Raw genomic sequence first — 13,065 nt, forward strand, 5'->3', positions numbered from 1 at the left:
CGCAAGGCAGCGGAGGCCGTCATGCGCTTCAGCGTGAAGTTGGGAAGGCTCCGCAAGCCAGCGCTGTGGGCGCTGGCGGTCGCCTTCCTGCTCGCCTTGCTGCGCCTGTGGCCGCACGCCCCGCTCAGCGAAACCGTCGGCAGCTCGCGTGCCGTGTACGCGCAAGGCGGCGAACTCTTGCGCCTCACCCTCGCAAGCGACGAGCAATACCGCCTCTGGGTGCCGCTCGATCGCATCTCGCCGACGCTGGTCGATGCGGTGCTGCTGTACGAAGACCGGCGCTTCTACGCGCACCCCGGCGTCAACCCTGCCGCGCTCGCGCGCAGCGCATGGCGCATTGCGAGCGGCGAGCGCAGGCAGGGCGGCTCGACGCTCACGATGCAGCTGGCGCGGCGTGTCTACGGCATCGACAGCCGCACGGCCGGGGGCAAGATCGCGCAGATCGGCGCGGCGCTCTGGCTCGAAGCGCGCTTCAGCAAGCGCGAGATCCTCGAGGCGTACCTCAACACCGCGCCCTACGGCGGCAACATCGAAGGCGTGCAGGCCGCGAGCCTCATCTACTTTCGCAAGGACGCCGCCAAGCTCAGCCTGCCCGAAGCGCTGACGCTCGCGGTGATTCCGCAGAACCCCGTCAAGCGCATCGCCGAGCGCGGTCGCAATGCCGAGCTGCAGTCGGCACGCGAACGTTTGTGGGCGCTGTGGGCCGAGCGCGATCCGACGGCAAAGCAGCACGCGCCCGATGCGCAGCTCGCGCTCTCCGCGCAGTCGCGCGGCAGCCTCCCCTTTCTCGCGCCGCACGCCACCGACATGCTGCTCGCGCAGGAGCGCGGTGTGCAGGAAGTTCGCACCACCATCGACCTGCGCATGCAGGCCACGCTCGAACGCGTGATGGGCCAGTACCTGCGCACGCACGCCGACGTGGGCATGACCAACGCGAGCGCACTGCTGCTCGACGCCTCGACCATGCAGGTGCGCGCGCTGATCGGTTCGGCCGACTGGCACAACGACGCCATCGCCGGGCAGGTCAACGGCACGCAGGCCAAGCGCTCGCCGGGGTCCACGCTCAAGCCCTTCATCTACGCACTCGCGCTCGACCAAGGGTTGCTGCATCCGAAGACGATGCTGAAGGACGCACCGACCTCCTTCGGCCCCTACACGCCCGAGAACTTCGACCACCGCTTCGCCGGCCCGCTGCCCGCGCAAGAGGCGCTGATTCGCAGCCGCAACATCCCCGCGGTGGCCGTCGCCGCGAAGCTGTCGAAGCCAGGGCTCTACGACTTCATGCGGCTCGCGGGCGTGCAGAAGCTGCAGAGCGAATCGCACTACGGCCTTGCGCTGGTGCTGGGCGGCGGAGAAGTCACGCCCGAGGAGCTTGCGGGTCTCTACGCCACGCTCGCGAACGGCGGCATCTCGCAGCCGCTGCGCTACACGCAGCCCGCGCCCGACGAGCGGCCGGTGCAGCCGCTGCGCCTCCTGAGCGAAGAGGCCTCGTTCATCACGCTCGACATGCTGCGCCACACGCCGCGCCCCGACACCACGCTGCCTGCGCGCCCCGCCATCGCATGGAAGACGGGCACCTCGTGGGGCTTTCGCGACGCGTGGACCGCGGGCGTGTTCGGCCGCCATGTGCTGGTGGTGTGGGTCGGTAACTTCGATGGCACGAGCAACCCCGCGCTGGTGGGCGTCGATGCGGCCGCGCCGCTGTTCCTGCGCATGGTCGATGCGCTGCGCGCGGAGCGGCTCGATCCCGGCGAGATCGCGACGCGACAGCCGCCCGATCTGCGCCAGGTCGAGGTGTGCACCGCGACGGGCGGACTGCCCGATGCGCTGTGCCCGGTGCGCACCACGACATGGTTCATCGCCGGCAAGTCGCCGATCCAGGTGAGCAACCTGCACCGCGCCGTGTGGGTCGATGAAACCACCGGCAAGGTGGTGTGCGGGCCGCAGCCCCATGCGCGCCAGCAGGTGGTCGAGCAGTGGGGCAGCGACATGCGGCGGCTGTTCCGCCAGGCGGGCCTGCCGCGCGCGAGCCTGCCGACCGATGGCTGCGAGAAGGGCGAGGCTTCGGAGACGGCGCCGCTCATTACATCGCCCTTGCGCGGCGTGCGGCACACGCTGCGCGTGAAGAAGCCCGAGCCGCTCGTGCTGCGCGCCGAAGCCGCGGCGGGCACGCAGACGATCTACTGGTTTGCCGATGACGCACTGGTCGGCAAGGCCGCGCCCGGCGAAGGCATCACCTGGATGCCGGACATGGCCGATTCAGGCCGGCGCTACGTGCTGCGCGCGGTCGATGACCAAGGCCGCGCCGAGTCGCGCGAAGTGACGGTGGACATCGCACCTTGAAGCTGGTGGATGTCACGGCGCCGTCACGCGCAATCGGCATGGTCTCGCGTTTCGACTGAAACCTTTCTTCTGCCCATGACGCGTCTCGCCTCCCTCTCCTTCATCGCTCTTGCCACCGCGCTCGCCTGCGGCAGCGCGGCCGCACAGACCGCCTTCCCCGCCACGCTCGCCGGCCACGCCGTGCTGCCTGCGCAGAGCTTCGTCGCCGCACCGAAAGATGCGCCGGCCGACCTGCAGGCCAGCGGCAAGTTCACCTCGGGCAAGCGCGTCGAGGCGCTGGGCACCGTCGAAGGCCTCTCGGCGGGCCGTGGCACCGGCGTGTCGGTGCCCTTCAAGGGCCAGCCGCTGCAGGGGCACTCGGGCATCAAGAAGATGGACGACGGCTCGTTCTGGATCCTCACCGACAACGGCGCCGGCGCGAAGGCCAACTCGCCCGACTTCATGCTCTACCTGAACCACTACAAGGTGGACTTCAAGAGCGGCAAGTTCAATCGCCTGAACACCATCTTCCTGCACGACCCCGACAAGAAGGTGCCGTTCCGCATCGTTCACGAAGGCACGAAGCAGCGCTACCTGACGGGCTCGGACTTCGATCCCGAGAGCTTCCAGTTCGCCGGCGGCGCGCTGTGGATCGGCGAGGAGTTCGGCCCCTTCCTGATCAAGGCCGACCTGAAGGGCAAGGTGCTCGCGGTGTTCGATACGCAGGTCGACGGCAAGGCCGTGCGCTCGCCCGACCATCCGGCCGTGACCACGCCGGGCGCACCGGGTGGTGCGGTCGATTTCCAGATCAAGCGCTCCAAGGGCTTCGAAGGCATGGCCTCGTCCAAGGACGGCAGCAAGCTCTATGCACTGCTCGAAGGCCCGGTGTGGAACGCCGAAGCCAAGGACTACGAGAAGCTCGACGGCAAGGAAGCGCTGCGCGTGCTGGAGTTCGACGTGGCCTCGGAAAAATGGACGGGCCGCCACTGGAAGTACGTGCTCGAAGCCAACGGCCACGCCATCGGCGACTTCAACATGATCGACGGTACCACCGGCCTCATCATCGAGCGCGACAACGGCGAAGGCACGAGCGACAAGGCCTGCCCCGAAGGCCAGAAACGCACCGACTGCTTCCATGACATCGCGAAGTTCAAGCGCGTCTACAAGGTCGAGCTGAGCGACGCGAACGTGGGCGGCGCAGTGCGCAAGATCGGCTACATCGACCTGCTGAACATCGCCGACCCGAACAAGCTCGCGCGCAAACCGCTGAACGACGGCGTGCTCAAGTTCCCGTTCTTCACCATCGAGAACGTCGACGTGGTCGACGCCACGCACATCGTGGTCGGCAACGACAACAACCTGCCCTTCTCCACCAGCCGCGAGCCGAACAAGGCCGACGACAACGAGCTGGTGCTGCTCGAAGCCGGCGCGCTGCTGCAGGCGAAGTAAGGCGTACGGCGGCGCCCGCCTTTCAAGGCCCCGCTCGCGGGATGGGCGGGGGCGAGAAAAACCGAGAAGATGAGTATGATTCTCATTCTCCAGGTTTCCTCTCTCCCTCTGTCCCATGAATTTCCGAACGACCTTGCACGTCGTCCGGCGCCCGTCGTGAGCGCCGGCCTCCGCTACCGGATGGGCGTCGCGTCGCGGGCCGTCGCCGCCATCGCGGGCGGTTACGGCGTCGCCGCGCTGTCGGCCGCCGTGCTCGCGCTGGGCCTGCCCGTCCTCTTCGGCATGGCGCGCAGCGAAGCCGCGCTGACCGGCACGCTGGCCTCCTTCCTCGTCTACGCCGTGGCCGTGATGTGGGTCTTCGCCGCGCGCTCGGCGTGGCGCGCCTGGACCGGCCTCGCCATCGCGGCGGCGCTGCAGGGCCTGCTCTTGCTGCTGTGGACCCAGGGCGGCGGAGGTGCCGCATGAAGGAAGGATTCCGTCAGTCGATGGCCTGGCTGCACACCTGGTCGGGCCTGCTGGTCGGCTGGGTGCTCTTCATGGTGTTCGCGGCCGGCACGGCCTCGTACTTCAAGGACGAGATCACCTTCTGGATGAAGCCGGAGCTGCATGCCGTGACGCCTGGCACGGTGCCGCAGCCGGTGGCCGCCGACAACGCGCTGGGTTTCATGCAGCGCCACGCGCCCGATGCCACGCGCTGGTTCATCACCCTGCCCACCGAGCGCGAGCCCGGCGTGAGCTTGCTGTGGGCCAAGCCGCCGCCGCCACCCGGTTCGCCGCCCGTGGACCGGCGCCGCAGCTTCGACCGCGCCATGCTCGATCCGGCCACCGGCCAGGCGATCACCGCGCCGCGCGAGACGCGCGGCGGCGAGTTCTTCTACCGCCTGCACTTCGACCTGCACTACATGCCCGCGCTCTGGGCACGCTGGATCGTCGGGTTCTGCGCGATGTTCATGCTCGTGGCCATCGTCAGCGGCATCGTCACGCACAAGCGCATCTTCAAGGACTTCTTCACCTTCCGCCCGAAGAAGGGCCAGCGCTCGTGGCTCGACGCGCACAACGTCACCGCCGTGCTCGCGCTGCCGTACCACGCCATGATCACCTACACCGGGCTGGTCACGCTGATGTTCATGTACATGCCGTGGGGCCCGCAGGTGGCCTACAAGGCGCACGGCGGCAACGACACCTTCTTCGCCGAGGCCTTCCCGGGCGGCGTGCGCACGCAGATCAAGGCCTCGGGCACGAAGGCCGCGCTGGCGCCCCTCGCGCCCATGGTGGCGCAGGCCACCGCCCACTGGGACGGCGCGCCCGTGGGCCGCATCGTGGTGCACCAGCCCAACGACGCCAACGCCGTGGTCTCGCTCACGCGGGCCGAAGGCCGGCACCTGTCGTACGACCAGCCCAGCATGCAGTTCAACGGCACGACCGGCGCGCTCATCGGCACCTTCGGCGACGTGCCCAAGGCCGCGGCCGAAACGCGCGGCGTGCTCTACGGCCTGCACATCGGCCGTTTCGCCGATCCGCTGCTGCGCGCGTTGTTCTTCGTCTCGGGCCTGGCGGGCTGCTTGATGGTGGCCACGGGCCTCTTGCTGTGGGCCGTGAAGGAGCGCCAGAAATACGCCAAGACCCTCAAGCAGGGCGGTCGCATCGGCTTCGGCCTGCGGCTGGTCGACGGACTGAACCTCGGCGCCATCGCGGGCCTGCCCGTGGCGATGGCCGCCTTCTTCTGGGCCAACCGCTTGCTGCCGGTCGACGTGGCCGGCCGCAACGAGGCCGAGATCCGCTGGTTCTTCATCGTCTGGGGCGCCACCGCCCTGCTGGGCCTGCTGCGCCCCACCCTGCGCATGTGGCAGACGCAGCTCGCGCTCGGCGCGCTGCTGTTCGCGCTGCTGCCGGTGCTCAATGCCTTCACCGGCCCCGCGCCGCTCACCGTGAGCCTGCGCAGCGGCCCGAGTTCGGTGGCGGGCTTCGACCTCGTGGCGATCGCGCTCGGCCTGGGGCTGGCGGGCGCGACCTGGCTGGTGGAGCGCAAGCGCCGCAAGGCTTTGGCGGCACCCAAGAAAGCCGTCAAGCCGCCGCCGCCAACGGAACTTGCTGCCTCGGGTCAGGGATCGTGATGCCGCTGCTCGGGTTGGTGTTCGCCGCCTCGCTGGCCGGCTTCTGCGCGCTGAGCCTCGCGATGGACCGCCACAGCGAAGACGTCTTCGGCCGCGGCCACACGCCGGGCGCCTGGCGCCGATGGCTGCAGCTCGGCGGGACGGCGCTGCTGTGCTTGTCGCTGTGGGCCAGCCTGGAGGCGGCGGGCGGGTCGGTGGGGTGGGTGCTGTGGCTCGGGGCGCTGACTGCGGCAGCGCTGGCGACGGTCGGGCTGTTGAGCGGGTTGCCGCACCGTTTTCCGCGCATTGCCATGGGCGCCGCGGTGCTCGCGATCGGGCAGGCGCTGTTCTGCGCGCTGCCCGGCTGATCCGCGCTCAGGCGCGCATCAACGCCTCGATCTCATCCGCCTTCACCGGCACCCCCCGCGAAATCAGTTCGCAGCCCGTGGCCGTGACGATCGCGTCGTCCTCGATGCGGATGCCGATGTTGTGGAATTTTTCGGGCACGCCCTCGCCGGGGCGCACGTAGATGCCGGGCTCCAGCGTCAGCACCATGCCCGGGTGCAGGATGCGGCTCGGGCGGTTCTTGATGAGTTCGTTGGACAGCGGGTCCTTGCGCTCGCTCACCTCGCCCACCTGCGTGGGTTCGACATAGCTGCCGCAGTCGTGCACGTCCATGCCCAGCCAGTGGCCGGTGCGGTGCATGTAGAACTGGAAGTAGGCGCGCGAATCGATCACGTCGTCGACGCTGCCGACCTTGTTGCCGTCGAGCAGGCCCAGGTCGAGCATGCCCTGCGCCAGCACCTTCACGGCCGCGTCGTGCGGGTCGTTGAAGCGGTTGCCGGCCTTGGTGGCGGCGGCCGAGGCGTCCTGGCTGGCCAGCACCAGGTCGTACAGCGCGCGCTGCGGGCCGCTGAACTTGCCGTCGGCCGGGAAGGTGCGGGTGATGTCGCTGGCGTAGCCGTCGAGTTCGCAGCCGGCGTCGATCAGCACCAGCTCGCCCTTGCGCACGGGCGCGGCGTCGGCGCGGTAGTGCAGCACGCAGGCGTTGGCGCCGGCCGCGACGATGGAGCCGTAGGCCGGGTACTGCGAGCCGCCCAGGCGGAACTCGTGCAGCAGCTCGGCATCGAGGTGGTACTCGCGCACGTCCTTGCCCTCGCGCAGCATGCGCGCCGACAGCTGCATCGCGCGGATGTGGGCGCGGGCGCTGATCTGCGCGGCGCGGCGCATGATGTCCTGCTCGTGCGCGTCCTTGACCAGGCGCATCTCGTCGAGCGGGCCGCACAGGTCGCGTTGCTCCTCGGGGCACAGCGCGCCGTAGCGCACGCGCGCGCGCACCGACTGCAGCCAGCCGTCGATGCGGGTTTCCAGGCCCTTGTGGGTGGCGAAGGGGAACCACACGGTGGAGCGGTTCTCGAGCAGCTTCGGCAGCTTGGCGTCGAGGTCGTTCACCGAGAAGGCCTCGTCCACGCCCAGCGCGGCGGGGGCGGCGTCGGGGCCGAGGCGGTAGCCGTCCCAGATCTCGCGTTCCAGGTCTTTCGGCGCGCAGAACAGCGTGGCGCGGCCGTCGCCCGCCAGCACCAGCCAGGCGTTGGGCTCGGTGAAACCGGTCAGGTAGTAGAAGTAGCTGTCGTGGCGGAACAGGAAGTCGCTGTCGCGGTTGCGCTGGCGCTCGGGCGCGGTCGGGACGATGGCGATGCCGTCTTTGCCCAGTTGCGAAGCGAGGCGCGCGCGGCGCTCGGCGTAGATCGTGGTGTCATTGAGCATGGGATTTCACTTTCGATACGGTGCAAGTCCGGGGTCCTCGGGTACCAGATGCCGCCATGGGAACACATCCTGCGCAAAGTGGCTGACGTAGCCGCCGATCGTTGACTGGATGACCATGAATTGCAGCCGCTGCCGCACGCCCTGCAGCTGCTGCAGCTGGGCCAGGTCGAGGCAGGTGTTGCGCAGCCTCAGCACGCGCAGCTGCGCGCCCACGGGGCTGTGCAGCAAGGCCTCGTAGTCTTCGAAGGCCGTGATGCCGCCGGGCGTCCGGTCGGCCGGCCACGCCATCTGCTGCTCGGTGGATTCGGAAAAGTCCAGCAGCCTGAGGCCCGGCAGCTGCGTTGCGGCGGCCAGGTGGCGGATGAAGTGCTGCGTGGCGAAATGGGCGCCGACGCACAGGCTGGTCAGTTGCGGCAGCGGCACGGCGAAGAAGTCGGCGTTCGGCGCGTTCGGCACCGTCAGTTCGCTCAGGTGCGGCGTCTTGCGCACCCAGCGCGCGATGTCGCCGCCCTCTTCGAGGATGCCGTCGCTGGTGCAGACGAGCGACTGGTTGTGGTCTTCCGGCTGCGTCGGCTTGATGAACAGCGAGCGCAGGCGGGGAAACATCACCGGGCTCTCGAGCAGCGGCGTGAACATCCATTCGCGCGAGCCGTTGGCGCCGCTGTCGGGGCCGCTGAACGACAGCGAGGTGATGCAGTCGGCCACGTCCTGGCGGCTCAGGCAGGCCAGGGTTTCGTCGAAGGCATCGCCCCAGGTGTCGCCGAAGTATTCGACGTGCCAGCCCTGGCGCATGGGCGCGAGGCTCAGGCGCGTGAAGTCGCTCACGTAGAGCGGCACGGTCAGCGGGTCTTCGGGCGCGCCGTCGTTGCGTTCGGCGGCGGTCGCCAGGGCCAGGTCCTGCAGGCGCTGCGGCAGCAGGCGCAGGGCGTCGGGCAGCGGCGCGAGCGTCATGCGCCCGCTGCCGGCGCGACCCCGGCGTTGAGTTGCTGCAGGCGCTGCGGCGTGCCCACGTCGGTCCAGTCGCCGGTGTAGAGCTCGGCGCTCACCTGCTGGTTGTCCATTGCGGCGCGCAGGATCGGTGCCAGCGGGGCCTTGACGCCGCCCGGGTTGCCGGCCGGGATGTCGCAGTACGGCGGCGCGAACAGCGCGGCGCGGTACAGGCCGATGGTCGAGAAGGTGTACTTCTCGGCCGCCTGGTTCAGTGCGAGCCCGTCGCCCGAGAGGCCGAAGTCGCCCTTGAGGTTGTGCGCCGGGTTCGGCACCAGCCACAGGTGGGCGAGCTTGCCACTGGCCAGGAAGCGATCCACGGCCGTTTGTGTGAAGCGAAAGCCCGGCGCGAACACGTCGCCCGCCGCCACCCAGAACACCTCGCCCAGCAGGGGTAGCGCGCGCACGATGCCGCCGGCTGTTTCAAGCGCGCCGCCGAAGTCGCGGCCCTCGTCGGAATACGAAATGGACAGCGCACCACGCCCGTCCAGCACGGGGCGCGCGCCGAACCGGGCGGCGACCTGCGCGCCCAGCCAGTCGGTGTTGACCACCAGCTCGGTGAAGCCGCCCTCGGCCAGCGCTTCCATCGGCCACTGCATCAGCGGCTTGCCGCGCACTTCGAGCAGGGGCTTGGGCGTGGCGTCGGTCAGCGGCCGCATGCGTTCGCCGCGGCCGGCGGCCAGGATCATCGCGCGCACCGCCATCACTGCACCGACCCGGCCACACGGCCGCGTTGCAGTTCGTTGCGTTCGCTGTGGCGGGGCTGGAACAGCGCCACCAGGCAGGCCATCAGTGCGTGCGCCTTGGCCGAGTGGTCGGCGCCGAAGTTGCAGACGTACACGTCGAGCGTCACGCCGCGCTGCTCGGGCCAGGTGTGGATGCACAGGTGCGATTCGGCCAGCAGCAGCGTGGCCGTCACGCCGCCCGGCCCCTGCGGCGTGGCCGGAAAGCCGTGGACCAGCTTGCCCACGGCCTGCAGCCCGGCCGCGGCCACGGCCTTGGTGCAGACCTCGCCGAGCGCGCGCCCGTCGGTGAGCCATTGGAGGCCGCATTGGCAGTCGTGGAGATCGGCGGTGAGGTGCAGCCCTTGCATGGGGGGCAACTCTAGCAGCCGGGCCTGCGACACAAGAGAGCATCAGCGGGGTGTTGGCCCTGTATCGAGGCCGGGCGCGGCTCGCCCGGTAAAATCTCGGGTTCTCCCGTATCCCCCACCCACCCTTTTCCCCCGAAAGCCCACTGCCCATGGCAAACCAAGCCCTGATGGCCAACGCGATCCGCGCGCTGGCAATGGATGCCGTTCAACAAGCCAATTCCGGACATCCGGGCGCACCGATGGGCATGGCCGACATGGCCGTCGCCCTGTGGGGCGAGCACCTGCGCTACAACCCCGCCAACCCGCACTGGTTCGACCGCGACCGCTTCGTGCTGTCCAACGGCCACGCCTCGATGCTGATCTACGCGGTGCTGCACCTCACGGGCTACGACCTGCCCCTGGCCGAGATCAAGAACTTCCGCCAGCTGCACAGCAAGACCGCCGGCCACCCCGAAGTCGACGTCACCCCCGGCGTCGAGACCACCACCGGCCCGCTGGGCCAGGGCATCACCAACGCCGTGGGCTTCGCGCTGGCCGAGAAGCTGCTGGCCGCCGAGTTCAACCGCAAGGACCTGGCCATCGTCGACCACCACACCTACGCCTTCCTGGGCGACGGTTGCATGATGGAAGGCATCAGCCACGAAGCCTGCGCCCTGGCCGGCGCCTGGCACCTGAACAAGCTGATCGCCCTGTACGACGACAACGGCATCAGCATCGACGGCCAGGTCAAGCCCTGGTTCATCGACAACACCGAAGAACGCTTCAAGGGCTACGGCTGGAACGTCGTCGGCCCGATTGACGGCAACGACGCCAAGGAAGTGGCCAAGGCCATCGCCAAGGCCAAGAAGGAAGCCACCAAGCCCACGCTGATCGTCTGCAAGACCACCATCGGCAAGGGCAGCCCGAACCGCGCCGGCACCGCCAAGGCGCACGGCGAGGCGCTGGGCGCGGAAGAAATCAAGCTCACGCGCGAAGCCATCGGCTGGCCCTACCCCGCCTTCGAAATCCCGGCCGAGGTGTACGCCGACTGGGACCACAAGGCCGAAGGCGCCAAGACCGAAGCCGCCTGGAACGACACCTTCGCCGCCTACACGGCCGCGTACCCCGAACTCGCCGCCGAGTTCACGCGCCGCATGAAGGGCGAGCTGCCCAAGAACTTCCACCAGGTCGCGTTCGACACCGTGGTCGCCGCCCACACCAAGGGCGAAACCGTGGCCAGCCGCAAGGCCAGCCAGCTCGCGCTGGAAGCCTTCACGGCCGCGCTGCCCGAAATGCTCGGCGGCAGCGCCGACCTCACGGGCTCCAACCTCACCAACACCAAGAGCACCGCCGCGCTGCGCTTCGACGCCAAGACCGGCGCCGTCGTGCTGAACGCGCCCCCCGCACCGGTGGTGCCCCAGGGCGGCGAAGACGAAGCCGCACAAGGCGATGCCGTCGAACCGCCGCACGGCGAGATCGGCCGCCACATCAACTACGGCGTGCGCGAATTCGGCATGGCCGCCATCATGAACGGCGTGGCGCTGCACGGCGGCTACATCCCCTACGGCGGCACCTTCCTCACCTTCAGCGACTACAGCCGCAACGCCATCCGCATGGCCGCGCTCATGAAGCGCCGCGTGGTGCACGTGTTCACGCACGACTCCATCGGCCTGGGTGAAGACGGCCCGACGCACCAGTCGATCGAGCACGCTGCTTCGCTGCGCCTCATCCCGAACCTGGACGTCTGGCGTCCGGGCGACACGGCCGAAACCGCCGTGGCCTGGGCTGTCGCGCTGCAGAACGCGACGCGCCCGACCGCCCTGCTGCTGAGCCGCCAGAACATCGCCTACGCCGCCAAGAGCGACCTGGGCGACATCAGCCGCGGCGCCTACGTGCTGTCCGAGCCCGAGAACGTCGGCCTCAAGAACAAGAAGACCGCCGCCGTCATCATCGCCACCGGCTCCGAAGTGCAGCTCGCGCTGGCCGCCCAGAAGCTGCTGGCCGACAAGAAGATCGCCGTGCGCGTGGTGTCGATGCCCTCGACCACCACCTTCGACCGCCAGGACCTGGCCTACAAGAAGGCCGTGCTGCCCAAGAAGATCCCGCGCGTCGCGGTCGAAATGGGCTGCACCGACGGCTGGTGGAAGTACGGCTGCGCGGCCGTGGTCGGCATCGACAGCTACGGCGAGTCGGCCCCCGCGCCCGTGCTGTTCAAGCACTTCGGTTTCACGGCGGAGAACGTGGCCGCCACCGTGGAAGCGGCCCTGCGCGACTGAGCGTCGCGCGGTTCGTCCTCTTCCCGTCCGATCAAAAGTTTTTCAACCTTAGGAGCAAGTCAGATGGCTATCAAACTCGGTATCAACGGCTTCGGCCGCATCGGTCGCAACGTGCTGCGCGCAGCCGTGCAGAACTTCAAGAACGACATCGAAATCGTTGCCATCAACGACTTGCTCGAGCCGGAATACCTGGCTTACATGCTCCAGTACGACTCGGTGCATGGCCGCTTCAAGGGTGAAGTCACGGTCGAAGGCAACACGCTGATCGTCAACGGCAAGAAGATCCGCCTGACGCAAGAGCGCGACCCGTCGCAGCTCAAGTGGAACGAAGTCGGCGCCGACATCGTGCTCGAGTCGACCGGCCTCTTCCTCACGAAGGAAACCGCGCAGAAGCACATCGACGCAGGCGCCAAGAAGGTGATCCTGTCGGCCCCCTCGAAGGACGACACCCCCATGTTCGTCTACGGCGTGAACGACAAGAAGTACGCCGGCGAAGCCATCATCAGCAACGCCAGCTGCACCACCAACTGCCTGGCCCCGCTGGCCAAGGTGCTGAACGACAAGTGGGGCATCAAGCGCGGCCTGATGACCACCGTGCACGCCGCCACCGCCACGCAGAAGACCGTGGACGGCCCGAGCAACAAGGACTGGCGCGGCGGCCGCGGCATCCTGGAAAACATCATTCCGTCGTCGACGGGCGCGGCCAAGGCTGTGGGCGTGGTGATCCCCGAGCTGAACAAGAAGCTCACCGGCATGAGCTTCCGCGTGCCGACCTCCGACGTGTCGGTGGTCGACCTGACCGTTGAACTCGTCAAGGACGCCACCTACGCCGAGATCTGCGCCGAAATGAAGGCTCAGAGCGAAGGCGCACTGAAGGGCGTGCTGGGCTACACCGAAGACAAGGTCGTCGCCACCGACTTCCGCGGCGACCCGCGCACCTCGATCTTCGACGCCGAAGCCGGCATCGCGCTCGACGGCACCTTCGTGAAGCTCGTGAGCTGGTACGACAACGAATGGGGCTACTCGAACAAGTGCCTGGAGATGGTGAAGGTCGTGTCGAAGTAAGACTTCGCGGCTTCAACGAAAAACGCGCCCTCGG

11 protein-coding genes are annotated in these 13,065 nt (G+C 68.7%); 7 read left to right on the forward strand and 4 right to left on the reverse strand.

What is annotated here, in order from left to right; translation table 11 throughout:
* Positions 1-21: 21 nt before the first annotated feature.
* The 5 genes from pbpC (at position 22) to AC1RL8_RS23510 (ending at position 6,232) form a co-directional block, all read left to right on the forward strand.
* Positions 22-2,343, forward strand: coding sequence for a penicillin-binding protein 1C (gene pbpC, locus AC1RL8_RS23490; protein WP_492686748.1), 2,322 nt, complete (start codon positions 22-24; stop codon positions 2,341-2,343).
* Positions 2,344-2,418: 75 nt separating this feature from the next.
* Positions 2,419-3,771 (forward strand): esterase-like activity of phytase family protein, encoded by a 1,353-nt coding sequence (locus AC1RL8_RS23495; protein ID WP_492686747.1) that lies wholly within the window; start codon positions 2,419-2,421, stop codon positions 3,769-3,771.
* A 156-nt stretch (positions 3,772-3,927) separates the two neighbouring features.
* Positions 3,928-4,236, forward strand: a complete 309-nt coding sequence (locus AC1RL8_RS23500; RefSeq protein ID WP_420906996.1) for a DUF3649 domain-containing protein — start codon at positions 3,928-3,930, stop codon at positions 4,234-4,236.
* The gene (locus AC1RL8_RS23505; RefSeq protein ID WP_492686746.1) at positions 4,233-5,885 is read left to right on the forward strand and encodes a PepSY-associated TM helix domain-containing protein; all 1,653 of its coding nucleotides are present in this window, start codon (positions 4,233-4,235) and stop codon (positions 5,883-5,885) included. Before AC1RL8_RS23500 ends, AC1RL8_RS23505 begins: the two co-directional genes overlap by 4 nt.
* Positions 5,885-6,232, forward strand: a complete 348-nt coding sequence (locus AC1RL8_RS23510; protein ID WP_307582388.1) for a DUF3325 domain-containing protein — start codon at positions 5,885-5,887, stop codon at positions 6,230-6,232. The genes AC1RL8_RS23505 and AC1RL8_RS23510 overlap by 1 nt, the downstream gene beginning before the upstream one ends.
* Positions 6,233-6,239: 7 nt before the next feature.
* Here AC1RL8_RS23510 and AC1RL8_RS23515 read toward each other — a convergent pair whose 3' ends face one another.
* The 4 genes from AC1RL8_RS23515 to AC1RL8_RS23530 are packed head-to-tail and all read right to left on the reverse strand — an operon-like array spanning position 6,240 to position 9,711.
* Entirely contained in the window at positions 6,240-7,631 is a 1,392-nt protein-coding gene (locus AC1RL8_RS23515; RefSeq protein ID WP_062473541.1) for an aminopeptidase P N-terminal domain-containing protein, read from the reverse strand.
* A 6-nt stretch (positions 7,632-7,637) separates the two neighbouring features.
* Positions 7,638-8,582, reverse strand: a complete 945-nt coding sequence (locus AC1RL8_RS23520; RefSeq protein ID WP_492686745.1) for a hypothetical protein — start codon at positions 8,580-8,582, stop codon at positions 7,638-7,640.
* Positions 8,579-9,307: a nucleotidyltransferase family protein gene (locus AC1RL8_RS23525; protein ID WP_492686744.1), complete on the reverse strand. Its 729-nt coding sequence runs from the start codon at positions 9,305-9,307 to the stop codon at positions 8,579-8,581. Before AC1RL8_RS23525 ends, AC1RL8_RS23520 begins: the two co-directional genes overlap by 4 nt.
* 14 nt (positions 9,308-9,321) lie before the next feature.
* Positions 9,322-9,711, reverse strand: a complete 390-nt coding sequence (locus AC1RL8_RS23530) for an S-adenosylmethionine decarboxylase family protein (RefSeq protein ID WP_062473535.1) — start codon at positions 9,709-9,711, stop codon at positions 9,322-9,324.
* A 149-nt stretch (positions 9,712-9,860) separates the two neighbouring features.
* Between AC1RL8_RS23530 and AC1RL8_RS23535 the strand changes: the two genes are divergently transcribed.
* Positions 9,861-11,966 (forward strand): transketolase family protein, encoded by a 2,106-nt coding sequence (locus AC1RL8_RS23535; RefSeq protein ID WP_062473533.1) that lies wholly within the window; start codon positions 9,861-9,863, stop codon positions 11,964-11,966.
* A 63-nt stretch (positions 11,967-12,029) separates the two neighbouring features.
* Entirely contained in the window at positions 12,030-13,031 is a 1,002-nt protein-coding gene (gene gap / locus AC1RL8_RS23540) for a type I glyceraldehyde-3-phosphate dehydrogenase (protein ID WP_056575024.1), read from the forward strand.
* The last annotated feature ends 34 nt before the right edge of the window (positions 13,032-13,065 follow it).

The sequence above is a fragment of the Variovorax sp. GW822-FHT04E09 genome (assembly GCF_058800845.1).

Excerpts from the sequence above, each read along its gene's own strand:
- AC1RL8_RS23520 (WP_492686745.1), bottom strand. The coding sequence starts at position 8,582 with ATGACGCTCGCGCCGCTGCCCGACGCCCTGCGCCTGCTGCCGCAGCGC.
- AC1RL8_RS23510 (WP_307582388.1), top strand. The coding sequence starts at position 5,885 with ATGCCGCTGCTCGGGTTGGTGTTCGCCGCCTCGCTGGCCGGCTTCTGC.
- AC1RL8_RS23505 (WP_492686746.1), top strand. The coding sequence starts at position 4,233 with ATGAAGGAAGGATTCCGTCAGTCGATGGCCTGGCTGCACACCTGGTCG.
- AC1RL8_RS23515 (WP_062473541.1), bottom strand. The coding sequence starts at position 7,631 with ATGCTCAATGACACCACGATCTACGCCGAGCGCCGCGCGCGCCTCGCT.
- AC1RL8_RS23495 (WP_492686747.1), top strand. The coding sequence starts at position 2,419 with ATGACGCGTCTCGCCTCCCTCTCCTTCATCGCTCTTGCCACCGCGCTC.
- AC1RL8_RS23525 (WP_492686744.1), bottom strand. The coding sequence starts at position 9,307 with ATGATCCTGGCCGCCGGCCGCGGCGAACGCATGCGGCCGCTGACCGAC.
- AC1RL8_RS23535 (WP_062473533.1), top strand. The coding sequence starts at position 9,861 with ATGGCAAACCAAGCCCTGATGGCCAACGCGATCCGCGCGCTGGCAATG.
- AC1RL8_RS23530 (WP_062473535.1), bottom strand. The coding sequence starts at position 9,711 with ATGCAAGGGCTGCACCTCACCGCCGATCTCCACGACTGCCAATGCGGC.
- gap (WP_056575024.1), top strand. The coding sequence starts at position 12,030 with ATGGCTATCAAACTCGGTATCAACGGCTTCGGCCGCATCGGTCGCAAC.
- pbpC (WP_492686748.1), top strand. The coding sequence starts at position 22 with ATGCGCTTCAGCGTGAAGTTGGGAAGGCTCCGCAAGCCAGCGCTGTGG.